This is a genomic window from Streptomyces sp. AP-93, assembly GCF_022808175.1.
Taxonomy (GTDB): domain Bacteria; phylum Actinomycetota; class Actinomycetes; order Streptomycetales; family Streptomycetaceae; genus Streptomyces.
Genome location: NZ_JALGBX010000040.1, coordinates 1 through 15,411 on the forward strand (window position 1 = coordinate 1; position 15,411 = coordinate 15,411).

13 protein-coding genes are annotated in these 15,411 nt (G+C 70.4%); 2 read left to right on the plus strand and 11 right to left on the minus strand.

Annotated elements, in window-relative coordinates:
* The coding region (locus MTF69_RS39645) for a transposase (RefSeq protein ID WP_243341638.1) at nt 1-1,781 on the minus strand (1,781 nt) is incomplete at its 3' end.
* A gap of 314 nt (nt 1,782-2,095) precedes the next feature.
* Between MTF69_RS39645 and MTF69_RS39650 the strand changes: the two genes are divergently transcribed.
* Entirely contained in the window at nt 2,096-2,935 is an 840-nt protein-coding gene (locus tag MTF69_RS39650) for a class I SAM-dependent methyltransferase (protein ID WP_243341640.1), read from the plus strand.
* A 150-nt stretch (nt 2,936-3,085) separates the two neighbouring features.
* Nucleotides 3,086-3,940, plus strand: coding sequence for a dienelactone hydrolase family protein (locus MTF69_RS39655; RefSeq protein ID WP_243341643.1), 855 nt, complete (start codon nt 3,086-3,088; stop codon nt 3,938-3,940).
* Here MTF69_RS39655 and MTF69_RS39660 read toward each other — a convergent pair.
* The 10 genes from MTF69_RS39660 to MTF69_RS39705 all read right to left on the minus strand — a co-directional run bounded on the left by MTF69_RS39660 (nt 3,937) and on the right by MTF69_RS39705 (nt 15,369).
* On the minus strand, nt 3,937-4,467 hold the full coding sequence (locus MTF69_RS39660) for a methylated-DNA--[protein]-cysteine S-methyltransferase (RefSeq protein WP_243341645.1): 531 nt from the start codon (nt 4,465-4,467) through the stop codon (nt 3,937-3,939). The genes MTF69_RS39655 and MTF69_RS39660 overlap by 4 nt on opposite strands.
* 36 nt (nt 4,468-4,503) lie before the next feature.
* Nucleotides 4,504-6,003: a DNA-3-methyladenine glycosylase 2 gene (locus tag MTF69_RS39665; protein ID WP_243341647.1), complete on the minus strand. Its 1,500-nt coding sequence runs from the start codon at nt 6,001-6,003 to the stop codon at nt 4,504-4,506.
* 236 nt (nt 6,004-6,239) lie between these two features.
* On the minus strand, nt 6,240-7,061 hold the full coding sequence (gene pssA / locus MTF69_RS39670; protein WP_243341691.1) for a CDP-diacylglycerol--serine O-phosphatidyltransferase: 822 nt from the start codon (nt 7,059-7,061) through the stop codon (nt 6,240-6,242).
* 34 nt (nt 7,062-7,095) lie between these two features.
* Nucleotides 7,096-7,752: a phosphatidylserine decarboxylase gene (locus MTF69_RS39675; protein WP_243341648.1), complete on the minus strand. Its 657-nt coding sequence runs from the start codon at nt 7,750-7,752 to the stop codon at nt 7,096-7,098.
* Between the two features lie 185 nt (nt 7,753-7,937).
* Nucleotides 7,938-9,143, minus strand: a complete 1,206-nt coding sequence (locus MTF69_RS39680) for an acyl-CoA dehydrogenase family protein (RefSeq protein WP_243341650.1) — start codon at nt 9,141-9,143, stop codon at nt 7,938-7,940.
* 4 nt (nt 9,144-9,147) lie between these two features.
* Nucleotides 9,148-9,660 carry a MaoC family dehydratase gene (locus MTF69_RS39685; RefSeq protein WP_243341651.1) on the minus strand — a complete coding sequence of 171 codons (513 nt, stop codon included), beginning with the start codon at nt 9,658-9,660 and terminating at the stop codon, nt 9,148-9,150.
* Between the two features lie 5 nt (nt 9,661-9,665).
* Nucleotides 9,666-10,640: a CoA ester lyase gene (locus MTF69_RS39690; RefSeq protein WP_243341652.1), complete on the minus strand. Its 975-nt coding sequence runs from the start codon at nt 10,638-10,640 to the stop codon at nt 9,666-9,668.
* The gene (locus MTF69_RS39695; RefSeq protein ID WP_243341653.1) at nt 10,637-12,742 is read right to left on the minus strand and encodes a protein meaA; all 2,106 of its coding nucleotides are present in this window, start codon (nt 12,740-12,742) and stop codon (nt 10,637-10,639) included. Before MTF69_RS39695 ends, MTF69_RS39690 begins: the two co-directional genes overlap by 4 nt.
* 31 nt (nt 12,743-12,773) lie before the next feature.
* Nucleotides 12,774-14,111 carry a crotonyl-CoA carboxylase/reductase gene (ccrA, locus tag MTF69_RS39700; RefSeq protein ID WP_243341654.1) on the minus strand — a complete coding sequence of 446 codons (1,338 nt, stop codon included), beginning with the start codon at nt 14,109-14,111 and terminating at the stop codon, nt 12,774-12,776.
* A gap of 424 nt (nt 14,112-14,535) precedes the next feature.
* The gene (locus MTF69_RS39705) at nt 14,536-15,369 is read right to left on the minus strand and encodes a TetR family transcriptional regulator (RefSeq protein ID WP_243341655.1); all 834 of its coding nucleotides are present in this window, start codon (nt 15,367-15,369) and stop codon (nt 14,536-14,538) included.
* Nucleotides 15,370-15,411 lie beyond the last annotated feature (42 nt).

Genomic DNA, 15,411 nt, shown 5'->3' on the forward strand with positions numbered 1-15,411 from the left:
GCGTGCCGGGACGCGGTGGTGTCCAGGTACGCGGTGGTGGGGTCGTCCACGTCGGTGAAGCGGACGAAGGAGGCCAGGACGGCGGACACGAGGTCGCGTTTCCCGGTGAGGCCGCAGGCGGTGCACTTGTGCTCGCGGTCGCGGAGGGTCTTCTTGATGCGTTCGCCGCACAGGCAGTGCTGGGACAGGGCGGTGGACCAGGTGGAGGCTCGTACGAGTCGGCCACCCGCTGCCTGGCATTCCCGCTCAAGGGCCGAGATCAGCAGGCCGGGGGTGGTCTGTGAGAGACGCTTGCCCCACAGTCGGTACCAGGTGCGGATGTCGCAGTCCTCGACCACGAGCACGGGGCCGTGAGCGGCGATGATCTCGCGGGCGAGGAGGCGGGCGCGGTGACGTCGGTGCTCGGCGGCCGATGCGGCGGCTTCGGCTTGGCGGGCGCGCAGCTCCCGGTACTCGGTGGACAGTCGGTCACGCCGGAACGCCTGCTTCGGCACCCCGTCGACGCGGGCAACGCGAGCACCACCCGGAACGCTGACGGCCTTGGGCTCCAGGCCCTTGGCCGCCCGCTGCTCCGCCCTGCGGATCTGCTTCTTCGACAGCCCGTACTGCGCGGTGTTCATCGCCCGCCGGGAGCGCTCCAGCGCTCGCGCACGACCGCGCCGCTTCTTCGCCTCCCGCTCCAGCAGCGCCTGTTCCTCGGGGCTGAGCGTGATCTCGGTGGAGGCTGGGGTGCCGTCGGCGGGGTCCAGGGTGGCGGGCAGGGAGACGATCGAGACGTTGGAGACATTGCCGTCCACGCCGCCGATCCGGTTCAGGGCGGAGGCCTGTCGGCGCATCTGCTGTACGGAGGGGGCGGTGTATCCGGGGCCGAGGATCATCAGATGCGCCTCGTACACCCAGCCGCCCGGCGCGGACGTCTTCCTACGCCGTACGAGATCGACCTTGTGCCAGCGGCCGGGATTCGACAGGAAGTGTTCGACACGCGCCCACTGGCCGGGCCGCTGCGGGATCCGCACCGGGAGCACGAGGTCACCCCGGCCGGAATCGGGGCCGCCCGCGAACACCACAGCGAGCGGGCCCGTATGGTCCCACCACGTGGCCTTCCTGGTGCCCGGCTTCCCCGACGCGGTGGTGTTGCCGGTGGGAACAACGCCGGACGGCGCCTCCGGTACTCCCGTCCGGCGAGGCTGGGCGAAGGTGTGCCGGCCGCCGTCGGTGTGGGCCATGACGTGGCCGTGGAGGGTGCCGACGAGACGGAAGGTCTCCCACTTGCGTTCGGCTGTGTGGGAGCGGGCACGTCCGGGGATGCGGGTGAAGCCGTGCCAACGCCCGGTCTTGGGGCGGCCGTGCCGCTTGCCGGTGGCGTCGGGGAACAGGTGGCGCTGTACGCCGTTCCACACCTCGTCGGCCATATGCATGGCCAGGGCCTTCGAGGCGTGGTGCTTCAAGTGCCCCGAGTCTTCGAGGTGCTTGTACGCGCACCGCTCCACCGCTTCACGGGACAGGCCCAGACGCTGCCTTACGGCCTTCGCATCGTCGTGCTCCCGCTCGTGGAACGCGGTCCAGTAGGCATCGACCTTGGCGCGGGCATCACGCTGGACGGCCCGCTTGACCGCCCACATCGCACCGAACAGCTTCTCCAGCCGGGCCAGGTCAGCGGGGTCGGTGACGGACAGCGGCAGCACCATCACCGACACCTGCCCGTCGTCGGGCTTCTTCCACTTCGGGGCCTTGTTCTTGCCCCGGAACTTCCGCTGCGTCCGCGCAACCCACATGGCCATCACCCCCCGTCACCCCCCGACTACCCTACGGTACGACATGTGGGTGGTTAAGCCGTTTCAGCAAGAAAGAAATAGGATCTACGGCCATCACAATTCCTGGATGCGAAGACGCCAAGCAGGCAGCGGAGCGACTCAAGGTGACCGTCCAAAGCCTTCATCGTCCTGGTCGCCCGCGTCGCCGCCCTCTACCCCCGCCCGGACGCGGGCGGCCCTGGGCTCTCCTGCTGGACACCTGATCCGGGCGGGGGCCGGGGCCGGTGTCCCGGCTCCGGCTCCGACATGTCGCCACCCCGCCCCCTTGAGACAATGGGTCCATGACCGGCACAGGGCCCCAGGGCCCGGGGCGCTACGGCGAGCGGGTCTTCCGCCCCGAGGCCGGCGGCGAGGCGGACCGGATCGACCTCGGCGCCCTCACCTACGACGGGACGACCATGTCCCGGCTGCGGCAGCTGGGCGTGGGCCCGGGCTGGACCTGCCTGGACGTCGGAGCGGGCACCGGGACGGTGGCGCGCCGGCTGCTGGAGGAGGCGGGGGTCGCGCAGGTCCTCGCGGTGGACCGGGACGTACGTTTCCTCGCCGCGCACCCCGTGCCGGGGCTGACCCCGCTCCAGGCGGACGTCACCGCGGACGGCTTCTCCCCGGGCCTCTTCCGGCTGGTCCACGCCCGCTTCGTCCTCATGCACCTGCCGGACCGGCCGCGGCTGGTCGCCCGGCTCGCCGGGCTGCTCGCCCCCGGCGGCGTCCTGGTGATCAGCGACGCCGTGGACCTGACGACGGACTCCGCGCCCCTCAGCCCGTACACCGACGCGATGCGGGCCATGTGGCGCGGGCTGCGCGAGAGCATCGGGACGGACGTGTCGCAGGTGGTCCACCACCCCGAGCTGCTGGAGGCGGCGGGGCTGGAATCGGTGGCGGCCGAGGTCCACATACCGCCGCTGCTGCCGGGCAGCGCGATCAGCCGGTTCTGGGCGGACACCTGGGACCGGGCCCGCGCGGACATGCTGGCGACGGGGCTCCTCGACGAGGACCGGCTCGCCGAAGCCCTGCGGCTGCTGGACTCGCCCGGGTACGCCGGGCTGTCGCCGGGCATGCTCACGGCCTGGGGCTGGAAACCCGGAGCGCCCGGAGCGCCCGGAGCGCCCGGAGCCTCGTAGGCGCGCGTCCGTCGCGGTCCGGCGCCCGGCTGGTTACCGGGGGGTAGGCCGGCCCCGTCCGGGTGTTGTACGGTCCCTCCCGTCAGCGGAAGGGTGGTGCCGTGCGTCGTCCCTCGCGTGCGCCACGGTCGATGAGTGAGGCGGTCGTCCATGGCGGACCATGACCTGTCGGGCTTCGAGCGCGACGCGTTCACCCACGGGGGCAGCACGCGTCCCGTCCTGCGCCGCGGCAGCGGGCCCGCGGTGATCGTGATCGCGGAGATCCCCGGGATCACCCCGAAGGTGCTGGAGTTCGCCGAGCGGGTGGCCGCGCTGGGCTGCACCGCCGTGCTCCCGGTGCTGTTCGGCACGCCCGGCCGCGACCCCCACCCCACGGCCCACGGCCTGCTGCGGGGCGCGGCGTACACCGCGTCCAGTGCCTGGAACGTGTGCGTGAGCCGGGAGTTCACCGTCCTGGCCACCGGCCGGAGCTCGCCCGTCGTGAGCTGGCTGCGCGCGCTGTCCGCGTACGAACACCAGCGCTGCGGCGGCCCGGGCGTGGGCGCCGTCGGCATGTGCCTGACCGGCGGCTTCGCCCTTGCCATGGCCGTCGACGAGCACCTGCTCGTGCCCGTCCTGTCGCAGCCGTCCCTTCCCCTGGGCATCACCGCCCGTCGGCGGGACGGCATCGACATCTCCTCCGAGGACCTCGCCACCGTCCGGGGACGCTGCGAGCGCGAGGGCCTGCAGGTGGTGGGGCTGCGCTTCAGGAGCGACCGGCTCGCGCCCGACGCCCGTTTCGCCTTCCTGCGCCGCGAGCTCGGTGACGCCTTCGTCGCCGTCGAGCTGGAGGACGACGACGCCAACCCCGAAGCCGTGCTGCCACCGCACTCCGTGCTCACCGAGCACCTCGTCGACCAGCCCGGGCAGGCCACCCGCGCGGCGCTGGACCAGGTGCTCGGCCTCCTGCGGACCCGCCTGCTCCCGGAGACGGCCCGGACAACCCAGACGGCCCCGACGGCCTAGAGCTGCTCGGCCCCGGACTCGAAGGCCAGCAGGCGCACCTTGCGGTCGATGCCGCCGCCGTAGCCGGTCATGGAGCCGGACGCCCCGATGACGCGGTGACACGGCACGATGATGCCGACCGGGTTCTTCCCGTTGGCCAGCCCCACCGCGCGGGAGGCGTTGGGCTTGCCGAGCTTGGCGGCCAGCTCGCCGTAGGACCAGGTCTGCCCGTAGGGGATCCGTACGAGCTGCTCCCACACGCTGCGCTGGAACTCGGTGCCCTCCAGCCGGACCGGCAGGTCGAACGCGGTGAGCTCCCCGGCGAAGTACGCGGTCAGCTGCCGCACCACCTCCGGGAAGGGGTCCTCACCGGCCGCGACGCGCTCCCCGAAGGCCTCCTCGGCCGGACGGTGGCGCTGCCCGGTCATGTAGAGGCCGCACAGGACGCCGTCGGCGGCGACGAGGGTGAGCGGCCCGTAGGGGCTGTCCACGACGGTGTGCTGCCTGATGGTGCTCGTGCTGCTCGTGCTGCTCGTGCTGCTGCTCATGACGGCTCGTACTCCTCGGAAGTCGGCGGGGTGGGGTCAGACGGGCAGGACGTTGATCGCGTGGTCCTCGGTGGCCCACAGGTACTGCACGGCGTACGCGCGCCAGGGCCGCCACCGCGCCGCGCGGGCCGTCAGCGCCGCGGGCGTAGAGGGGAGGCCGAGCCCCTTCGCGGCCCGCCGGATCCCCAGGTCGGCCGGGATGAAGGCGTCGGGGTCGCCCAGGGCCCGCATCGCGATGATCTCGGTGGTCCACGGCCCGAAGCCGGGCAGCGCCCCCAGCCGTGCGCGGGCCGCCTCCCAGTCGCTGTCGATGCCGAGCGGGAGCGAGCCGTCGGCCAGGGCCGAGACGAGCGTGGTGAAGGTGGTACGCCGGCTGCGCGGCAGGGCCAGGGACTCCGGGTCCAGCCCGGCCAGGGCCTGCGGGGTCGGGAACAGGTGCGTCAGACCGCCCTCGGGGTCGGGGTCGGCGACCGGCTCGCCGAGGGCGCGTACCAGGCGGGCCGCGTGCGTACGGGCCGCCCCGGTGGACACCTGCTGCCCGAGGACCGCCCGTACGGCGAACTCCTCCGCGTCGACGGTACGGGGCACCCGGCGGCCGGGAGCCTTGGCCACGAGAGGGGCCAGCAGCGGGTCGGCGCGCAGCTGCTCGTCGACGGCCTCGGGGTCCGCGTCGAGGTCCAGGAGGCGCCGGCAACGGCTGATGGCGATGGTGAGGTCGCGCAGGTCGGTGAGGGCGAGCCGGCAGCCGATGTGGTCGGGCCGCGGGGTGAGGGCGACGACCCCGGTGCCGTACGGGAGCCGCAGCGTGCGGCGGTAGGCGCCCGCCCGCCACTCCTCGACCCCGGGGACGGCGGTCGCGGCGAGGTGGCCGAAGAGGTTGTCGGGGGTGAGCGGGGCGCGGAAGGGGAGCCGCAGGCTGATGGTGCCGGGCACCTGGACCTGGGCGGACCCGGCCCCCGGGGCGGCCCCCCGGCCGGCCGCCTTGGCCCGCAGCTCGCTCGGGGCCAGGGCGAAGACCTCGCGGACGGTGTCGTTGAAGGTCCGGATCGAGGAGAAGCCGGCGGCGAAGGCGATGTCGCCCATCGGGAGCGCGGAGGTCTCGATCAGCAGCCGGGCGGTCTGCGCGCGCTGGGCGCGGGCCAGGGCGAGGGGTCCGGCGCCGAGCTCGGCGTTCAGCTGGCGCTCCACCTGGCGGGAGGAGTACCCCAGCCGGGTGGCCAGCCCCGGTACGCCCTCGCGGTCGACCACCCCGTCCTGGATGAGGCGCATGGCGCGGGCGACGGCGTCGGCGCGGGCGTTCCACTCGGGGGAGCCGGGGGAGGTGTCGGGCCGGCACCGCTTGCAGGCCCGGTACCCGCTCTGCTGGCAGGCGGCGGCGCTGGGCAGGAAGGTCATGTTCTCGACCTTGGGCGGTACGGCGGGGCAGCTGGGGCGGCAGTAGATTCCGGTGGTCCGCACGGCGGTGAAGAACCAGCCGTCGAAGCGGGCGTCCTTCGACTGGACGGCCCTCACGCAACGCTCCGTGTCGGTGTACATGGCTCCCATCCTCCCGGCCGGCCGGGCGCCGGGCTGGCGGTTTTCCGACACCAAGGCTAGGGCCCCTCCTGCCCTCCCGGCGCCGGATCCCCGCTGCGCGGAGCTGTCCCGCCGGGCATGGCCCCCGGCTGCGGGTGTGCCGCTGCGCATGCGGAAGGGGGCGGGCCCCGCGCATGCGGAAGGCCCCCGGCTGCCTGGTGGCGGCCGGGGGCCCTCTCGTACGGGTACAGCCGTGGCTACGGGGCCTGGGTGGCCCGGGCCTCGCGGCGGTTGTGGCGGAACGTGTTCGCGCGACGGGTCGTCGCGAACAGCGGGATGGTCGCCGCCAGAGCGATCTGCAGCGCGCAGCCGGTCTGGAGCAGCAGTCCGCCGCCCGGCGCGTCGAACGCCCACGCGGCCAGCAGGCCCATCGCCGCGACGATCCAGCTCAGCATCGCCACTGCGAGGACACCCCGCGGCTTGGGGTACTCGACCCGGCTCACCATCAGCCAGGCCACGCCGACGATCGCCAGCAGGGTCGGGATGAACGGCAGCTCCAGCAGCACGATCGAGACGACCGTCAGCGCACCGAAGGGGCTCGGCATGCCCTGGAACATGCCGTCCTTCATCGCCACGCAGCTGAATCTCGCGAGGCGCAGCACCACCGCCAGCAGGACCACGATCGCCGCCAGCGCCGACATCTTCTGCACGGCGTCGTCGGCGACCATGCCGTAGACGAGCACGAAGTACGCCGGAGCCAGGCCGAAGCTGATCAGGTCGGACAGGTTGTCCAGCTCCGCGCCCATCGGCGAGCTGCGCAGCTTGCGCGCGACGATGCCGTCGAAGAGGTCGAAGACCGCGGCGAGCAGCATCAGTATCACGGCCGTGGCCGCGCTGCTGCGGGCCATGCCCGACTCGCCGCTGCCGGTGAGGTGCGGGATGAGGATCCCGGTGGTGGTGAAGTACACCGCCATGAATCCGCACGTCGCGTTACCGAGCGTGAGGGTGTCCGCTATCGACAGCCGCAGTGACAGCGGCATGTCGTCCTCGGCGGACTCCTCCTCGGACGCCTCGGGCACCCATCCGGTCGCCGGCGTCGCCGGGGTTTCAGGTTCAGTCACGGTCAATTCGGGTCACCCCCGCGGTGGTGGCCTGTCCGACCTCGACCGCGACCTCGACGCCCTCGGGGAGGTAGATGTCGACGCGGGAGCCGAAGCGGATCAGACCGATGCGTTCGCCCTGCTCCACCTTGGTGCCGGCCGGCAGGTACGGGACGATGCGACGGGCGACGGCGCCGGCGATCTGCACCATCTCGATGTCGCCGAGTTCGGTGTCGAAGTGCCAGACGACGCGCTCGTTGTTCTCGCTCTCCTTGTTGAACGCCGGAACGAATCCACCGGGAACGTGTTCCACGGACGTCACCGTGCCCGAAAGGGGCGCACGGTTGACGTGGACGTTCAGAGGGCTCATGAAGATCGCGACGCGGGTCCGCCCGTCCTTCCACGGCATGATGCTCTGCACCACACCGTCGGCGGGGGAGATGACCCGGCCCTGCGTGATCTCACGCTCGGGATCGCGGAAGAACCACAGCATGCCCGCCGCGAGCGCGGTGGTGGGCACGGCCACGGCCGCCCAGCGTCCGGACTTGCGGGCCCGGACGAGGCTGACGGCGGCGGTGGCGACGGTCGGCAGAAGCCACGGCGATGCTCCGCGCGCGAGGCGTCCACCGAGGAGGCCGACGCGAGGTGCAGAGGTTTGGCTGTGGGGCATGGATGACCTTCGTAGCGGGTGATGCCGCGCCGCAAACGGGGGGACGGGACGGCGGCTTTACTGGAATGCTATCGGTTGCACGCAACAACTGGGCAAGCCAGAAGCCGAGTCGATGACCGTGAGCCAGTGACTGCTAGTGACTCTTTCGCGGGAAACCACTGGATGATTTACCGCAAAAGGGACTTTCAGCCCTGGAGCCGGTACTCCTCGAGCAGGCGTCGCCCGATGATCATTTTCTGGATCTCGGCGGTACCTTCACCGATGAGCAGCATGGGTGCCTCTCGGTAGAGGCGCTCGATCTCGTACTCCTTCGAGAAGCCGTAGCCACCGTGGATACGGAACGCGTCCTCCACCACCTCCTTGCAGTACTCGGAGGCGAGGTACTTCGCCATCCCTGCTTCGAGGTCGTTTCGTTCCCCGGAGTCCTTTTTGCGTGCTGCATTGACCATCATCGCATGGGCGGCTTCGACCTTGGTAGCCATCTCGGCCAGCTTGAACTGGATCGCCTGGTGCTCGGCGATGGCTTTGCCGAAAGTGTGACGTTGCTGGGCATACGAGACACCCAGCTCGAATGCACGCTGCGCGACGCCGCAACCACGGGCCGCCACGTTCACGCGGCCGACCTCGACCCCGTCCATCATTTGGTAAAACCCTCGGCCGGTCTCCCCGCCCAGGACCCGATTGGCCGGAATGCGCAGTCCGTCCATGATGAGCTCGGTCGTGTCGACGCCCTTGTAGCCCATCTTGTCGATCTTGCCCGGGATGGTCAGGCCGGGCCGGACCTCACCGAAGCCGGCCTCCTTCTCCACGAGGAAGGTCGTCATCGACTTGTGGGGGGCGGTGCCCTCCGGGTGTCCTTCGTCACTGCGCACCAGAACGGCCACCAGCGTGGACGTGCCGCCGTTCGTCAGCCACATCTTCTGGCCGTTCAGGACGTACTCGTCGCCGTCCTTCACCGCCTTGGAGGTGATGGCCGACACATCGGAGCCGAGCCCCGGCTCGGACATCGAGAACGCGCCGCGCACCTCGCCCAGCGCCATCCGCGGAAGGAAGTACTCCTTCTGCTCCTGGGTGCCGTGCTGCTTGAGCATGTACGCCACGATGAAGTGGGTGTTGATGATGCCCGAGACGGACATCCAGCCGCGCGCGATCTCCTCGACGCACAGCGCGTAGGTGAGGAGCGACTCACCCAGGCCGCCGTACTCCTCCGGGATCATCAGGCCGAAGAGGCCGAGCTCCTTGAGACCGTCGACGATCGCTTGCGGGTATTCGTCCCGGTGCTCCAGCTCGGTCGCGACCGGGATGATCTCCTTGTCGACGAACTCGCGGACGGTCTTGAGGATGTCCCTCTGGTCGTCCGTCAGGCCGGCGGTCTGGGCAAGTCGGCTCATGGTTCTACTTCCCCTGTTCCTTCAGCGTGGGGCGGCCGGGCTGCTCGCCGCCGCGCTCCTTGATGTACGTCTCGGTCGGGACCATCACCTTGCGCCTGAAGACGCAGACGAGGGTGCCGTCCTGCTTGTAGCCCTTGGTCTCCACGTAGACGATGCCGCGGTCGTTCTTCGACTTCGACGGGGTCTTGTCCAGGACCGTGGTCTCGCCGTAGAGCGTGTCGCCGTGGAAGGTCGGCGCCACGTGCCGCAGCGACTCGATCTCCAGGTTGGCGATGGCCTTGCCGGAGACGTCCGGCACCGACATGCCCAGCAGCAGGGAGTAGATGTAGTTGCCCACGACGACGTTCTTGCCGAAGTCGGTCGTGTTCTCCGCGTAGTTGCTGTCCATGTGGAGCGGGTGGTGGTTCATGGTCAGCAGGCAGAAGAGGTGGTCGTCGTACTCGGTGACCGTCTTTCCGGGCCAGTGCTTGTAGACCGCGCCGATCTCGAACTCTTCGTAGGTGCGTCCGAACTGCATGTGGCTCAGGCCTCCGGGATCTCGAACTTGGTGGTGCGCTGCATGCCCGCGGCGCGGCCCTTGCCGGAGATGACCAGGGCCATCTTGCGGCTGGCCTCGTCGATCATCTCGTCGCCGAGCATCGCCGAGCCCTTCTTGCCGCCCGCCTCGGAGGTGCACCAGTCGTAGGCGTCGAGGATCAGCTCGGCGTGGTCGTAGTCCTCCTGGGAGGGGGAGAAGACCTCGTTGGCCGCGTCGACCTGGCCGGGGTGCAGCACCCACTTGCCGTCGAAGCCCAGGGCCGCCGCACGGCCGGCGACCTCGCGGTAGCCGTCGACGTTCTTGATCTGGAGGAAGGGGCCGTCGATCGCCTGGAGGTCGTGCATGCGGGCCGCCATCAGGATCCGCATCAGGATGTAGTGGTAGGCGTCCGCGCCGTAGCCGGGCGGCTGCATGCCCACGACCAGGGACTTCATGTTGATGGAGGCCATGAAGTCGGCCGGCCCGAAGATGATCGTCTCCAGTCGCGGCGAGGCACCGGCGATCGCGTCGACGTTCACCAGGCCCTTGGCGTTCTCGATCTGCGCCTCGATGCCGATCTTGCCGACCTCGAAGCCCATCGTCTTCTCGATCTGCGTCAGCAGGAGGTCGAGCGCCACGACCTGCTGGGCGTCCTGGACCTTCGGGAGCATGATGCAGTCGAGGTTCTGGCCGGCGCCCTCGACGACCGTGATCACATCGCGGTACGTCCAGTGCGTGGTCCAGTCGTTGACGCGCACCACGCGGGTCTTGCCGGTCCAGTCGCCCTGGTTCAGCGCGTCCACGATCGTGTGGCGGGCGCCCTCCTTGGCGAGCGGCGCGCAGGCGTCCTCCAGGTCCAGGAAGACCTGGTCGGCCGGCAGACCCTGGGCCTTCTCCAGGAACCGGGGGTTGGAACCCGGCACCGCGAGGCAGGAGCGGCGCGGCCGCAGCCGGTTGACCGGGGAAGAGGGCGTGGTCATGCGGGGACCTCCGTGCTTGCGGTGATGTCTGTGATGGCGTTCTCGTCGGCGTAGTCGGCGTCGCCGAGCGGGTGGAGCTTGTTGGCTTTGCGGATCTCGTCGACGATACGGCCGATGATCTCCGTGATGCCGAAGTCCTTCGGGGTGAAGACCGCCGCCACCCCGGCCTCCTTGAGCGCCACGGCGTCGGCATGGGGAATGATGCCGCCGAGCACGACGGGGATGTCACCCGCCCCCGCCGCGCGCAGGCGTTCCAGCACGTCCGGGACGAGCGCGCTGTGCGAGCCGGACAGGATGGACAGTCCCACGCAGTGCACGTCCTCGGCCAGGGCCGCCGAGGAAATCTCCTCGGGGGTCAGCCGGATGCCCTGGTAGACCACCTCGAAGCCGGCGTCGCGGGCCCGTACGGCGATCTGCTCGGCGCCGTTGGAGTGCCCGTCCAGGCCGGGCTTGCCGACCAGCAGGCGCAGCCGGCCGGAGCCCAGCTCGTCGGCCGTACGGGAGACCTTCGCGCGGACGAGGGCCATGGGGGTGCCCTCCTCGGCGGTCACGGCCACCGGGGCCGAGGAGACCCCGGTCGGAGCCCGGAACTCGCCGAACACCTCGCGCAGCGCGCCCGCCCACTCGCCGGTGGTGACACCGGCGCGGGCGCACTCCAAGGTGGCCTCCATCAGGTTCTCGTCCCCCGCGGCGGCCTCCTTCAGCCGGTCCAGGGCCTGCATGACCGTCGGGAAGACGAACGGGTCGCCGCCCCCTTGCCGGTCCGAGGACTCCTGGCGCTCGCCCTTCCAGCGGCCGATGCGCTCGACGGTCTGCGCCTCCAGGGCCCCGTCCACCGTCATGATGGCGCCGTCGAGGTCCGCGGTGAGCGGGTTCTCCTCGGTCTGCTGGAAGCAGTTGACGCCGACGATCTTGTCCTGGCCGTCCTCGATCCGGGCCCGCCGCGCGGCGTGCGAGGAGACCAGCTCACCCTTGAGGTACCCGGACTCGACGGCCGCCATCGCGCCGCCCATCTCCTGGATCCGGTCGATCTCGGCCAGGCACTCGGCCACCAGGGACTCGACCTTGGCCTCGATCACGTGCGAGCCGGCGAAGATGTCCTCGTACTCCAGCAGGTCGCTCTCGTGGGCCAGGACCTGCTGGATGCGCAGCGACCACTGCTGGTCCCAGGGCCGGGGCAGGCCCAGCGCCTCGTTCCAGGCCGGCAGCTGCACGGCGCGGGCGCGGGCGTCCTTGGAGAGCGTGACGGCGAGCATCTCCAGCACGATCCGCTGGACGTTGTTCTCCGGCTGCGCCTCGGTCAGGCCGAGGGAGTTGACCTGGACCCCGTACCGGAAGCGGCGCTGCTTGTCGTTCTCGATGCCGTAGCGCTCACGGGTTACCTGGTCCCAGATGCGGCCGAAGGCGCGCATCTTGCACATCTCCTCGATGAAGCGGACGCCCGCGTTCACGAAGAAGGAGATCCGGGCGACGACCTCGCCGAACCGCTCGGGCGGGACCTGGCCCGAGTCGCGCACCGAGTCCAGGACCGCGATGGCCGTGGACATCGCGTACGAGATCTCCTGGACGGGGGTGGCTCCGGCCTCCTGCAGGTGGTAGCTGCAGATGTTGATCGGGTTCCACTTCGGGATGTGGTTGACCGTGTACGCGATCATGTCCGTCGTCAGGCGGAGCGAGGGCCCGGGCGGGAAGACGTGCGTCCCGCGCGAGAGGTACTCCTTGACGATGTCGTTCTGGGTGGTGCCCTGGAGCTGAGCGATGTCCGCGCCCTGCTCCTCGGCGGCCACCTGATAGAGCGCCAGCAGCCACATGGCGGTGGCGTTGATCGTCATCGAGGTGTTCATCTGTTCCAGGGGGATGTCCTGGAACAGCCGCCGCATGTCGCCCAGGTGGGAGACCGGGACCCCGACCCGGCCGACCTCGCCGCGGGCGAGGATGTGGTCGGGGTCGTAGCCGGTCTGCGTCGGCAGGTCGAACGCGACCGACAGGCCGGTCTGGCCCTTGGCGAGGTTGCGGCGGTACAGCTCGTTGGACGCCTCGGCCGTGGAGTGGCCGGCGTACGTCCGCATGAGCCACGGACGGTCCTTCTGGCGCTCTGTCATCTCAGGCTGTCCCTTTGGCCTTTGAGGCGTCTCAGATGTTGCGGAAGCGGTTGATCGCGTCGAGGTGCGTCGCGCGCATCTCGTGGTCCCGGACGCCGAGGCCTTCCTCGGGGGCCAGGCAGAGCACGCCGACCTTGCCCTGGTGGAGGTTGCGGTGGACGTCGTAGGCGGCCTGGCCGGTCTCTTCCAGGGAGTAGACCCGCGACAGGGTGGGGTGGATCTTGCCCTTCGAGATCAGGCGGTTGGCCTCCCAGGCCTCGCGGTAGTTCGCGAAGTGGGAGCCGATGATCTTCTTGAGGGACATCCACAGGTAGCGGTTGTCGTACTCGTGCATGTAGCCCGAGGTCGAGGCGCAGGTGGTGATGGTGCCGCCCTTGCGGGTGACGTAGACGCTCGCGCCGAAGGTCTCGCGGCCGGGGTGCTCGAAGACGATGTCGATGTCCTCGCCGCCGGTCAGCTCGCGGATGCGCTTGCCGAAGCGCTTCCACTCCTTCGGGTCCTGGGTGTGCTCGTCCTTCCAGAACGTGTAGCCCTCGGCGTTGCGGTCGATGACCGCGGTCGCGCCCATCGCCCGGCAGATGTCGGCCTTCTCCGGGGAGGAGACCACGCAGATCGGGTTGGCGCCGCCGGCCAGCGCGAACTGGGTGGCGTACGAGCCGAGCCCGCCGCTGGCGCCCCAGATCAGGACGTTGTCGCCCTGCTTCATGCCGGCGCCGTTGCGGGAGACCAGCTGGCGGTACGCGGTGGAGTTGACCAGGCCGGGGGAGGCGGCCTCCTCCCAGCTGAGGTGGTCGGGCTTGGGCATCAGCTGGTTCGACTTGACGAGTGCTATCTCCGCCAGGCCGCCGAAGTTGGTCTCGAAGCCCCAGATGCGCTGCTCGGGGTCGAGCATCGTGTCGTTGTGGCCGTCGGAGGACTCCAGCTCGACCGACAGGCAGTGTGCGACGACCTCGTCGCCCGGCTTCCAGGCGTTCACGCCGGGGCCGGTGCGCAGGACGACGCCCGCGAGGTCCGAGCCGATGATGTGGTACGGCAGGTCGTGGCGCTTGGTGAGCTCCGAGAGGCGCCCGTAGCGCTCCAGGAAGCTGAAGGTGGAGACCGGCTCGAAGATCGAGGTCCACACGGAGTTGTAGTTGACCGAGGACGCCATGACGGCGACCAGGGCCTCGCCCGGGCCCAGCTCCGGGAGCGGGACCTCGTCGAGGTGCAGGGACTTGCGGGGGTCCTTCTCGCGGGTGGTGAGCCCGGCGAACATCTCCGCCTCGTCCTTGTGCACGGTGATCGCGCGGTACGAGTCGGGGAGCGGCAGGGCAGCGAAGTCGGCGGCCGTCGCGGCCTGCGACTGGATCGCGTCCAGGATGTCCTTCACGGTGTTGCCTCCGGCCGTGCGCTGATGAGGGTGCGCTGAGGGAAACGGGGTGCGTTGAGCTGCTGAATGGCGAAGCGGTGTGGTGAGCGGTGCTGCTCGGGGCGCCGTCGATTCGGCTGGGGTGGAGCTGCGCGGTGCCTGTGGTGGGGCGGTGCGGGGGCCTGGTGACGCAGGCATCCGGGGCGCGTTCCGTGCCGAGTGGGCTGGACCGCGGGGACATCCGGACGAGATTCAACGTATGGCACCCCGTGTCACTCAGCAAGGCACCGCGTGCCAAAACTTTCTCTCATTTGCCGATTGACCTGCACGGATGAGCGATGATCGATCAGAGTTACCCGCGAGTAGGGGCAACTCGGACAAACGAAAGCGGCCGCCCCCGGAACGGGAGCGGCCGCTGTGACGCGTGTCGCCTACGTGTCGTCGCCTACTTGTTTCTGAGCGCCTCTTCGATGGTCCGCATGACCTCGTCCAGCGGGGCGTCCGTACGGGCCACCGCCACCAGTACCTCGCCCTGCGTACGCACCGTGGCGGGCGCGGTGGCGGGCTCCGGCGCCGGCGCCGGAGCCGAGCTCAGCGTGCGCCCCGCGCCGATCCCGGAACCGAAGGTCTTGCGCACGATCGAGAAGGCGTGGTCCAGCTGCGCCTCCACGTCGCCCTGGCCGCCCGCCCGCAGCCAGCGCCGCAGCACGTGGTTGTGGGCCGTGACCACCGCCGAGGCGGCGACCTCCGCCAGCAGCGGGTCGTCGTTGCCGTCGTGGTGGTCGGTCTCGTCGAAATGGGCCAGCAGGTAGCGGGTGAACAGCCGCTCGTAGCGGGCGACCGAGGCGATCTCCCGCTCCCGCAGCGCCGGCACCTCGCGCGTGAGCCGGTAGCGCTCCACCGACACCGCCGGCGAGGCGGCGTACATCTTCATGACTTCCTTGATCCCCCGGCACACCGTGTCGAGCGGGTGCTCGTGCGCCGGGGCCACGTCGAGGACGGCCTCGGCGCGGGTCAGGGTGTCGTCGTGGTCCGGGAAGATCGCCTCTTCCTTGGACCGGAAGTGCCGGAAGAAGGTCCGGCGCGCGACCCCGGCCACCGAGGCGATCTCGTCGACCGTCGTGGCCTCGTACCCCTTGTTCGCGAAGAGCTCCATGGCGGCCGCCGCGAGCTCGCGGCGCATCTTGAGCCGCTGCGCGGCCGCCTTGGTACCGGCCGGGGTCTCCGGGGCATCGGAGACCGCGGAGGCGCGGGGTGAGGTCTTGGCGGGCTGGGACATAGAGCGAAAGTACTTCATTCGTGCGGGAGAGCGCTCCCGAGG

Bases quoted from the DNA above. Each gene is read 5' to 3' on its own strand.
- MTF69_RS39650 (WP_243341640.1), top strand. From the start codon at position 2,096: ATGACCGGCACAGGGCCCCAGGGCCCGGGGCGCTACGGCGAGCGGGTC.
- MTF69_RS39655 (WP_243341643.1), top strand. From the start codon at position 3,086: ATGGCGGACCATGACCTGTCGGGCTTCGAGCGCGACGCGTTCACCCAC.
- MTF69_RS39660 (WP_243341645.1), bottom strand. From the start codon at position 4,467: ATGAGCAGCAGCACGAGCAGCACGAGCAGCACGAGCACCATCAGGCAG.
- MTF69_RS39665 (WP_243341647.1), bottom strand. From the start codon at position 6,003: ATGTACACCGACACGGAGCGTTGCGTGAGGGCCGTCCAGTCGAAGGAC.
- MTF69_RS39675 (WP_243341648.1), bottom strand. From the start codon at position 7,752: ATGCCCCACAGCCAAACCTCTGCACCTCGCGTCGGCCTCCTCGGTGGA.
- MTF69_RS39680 (WP_243341650.1), bottom strand. From the start codon at position 9,143: ATGAGCCGACTTGCCCAGACCGCCGGCCTGACGGACGACCAGAGGGAC.
- MTF69_RS39685 (WP_243341651.1), bottom strand. From the start codon at position 9,660: ATGCAGTTCGGACGCACCTACGAAGAGTTCGAGATCGGCGCGGTCTAC.
- MTF69_RS39690 (WP_243341652.1), bottom strand. From the start codon at position 10,640: ATGACCACGCCCTCTTCCCCGGTCAACCGGCTGCGGCCGCGCCGCTCC.
- MTF69_RS39695 (WP_243341653.1), bottom strand. From the start codon at position 12,742: ATGACAGAGCGCCAGAAGGACCGTCCGTGGCTCATGCGGACGTACGCC.
- MTF69_RS39705 (WP_243341655.1), bottom strand. From the start codon at position 15,369: ATGTCCCAGCCCGCCAAGACCTCACCCCGCGCCTCCGCGGTCTCCGAT.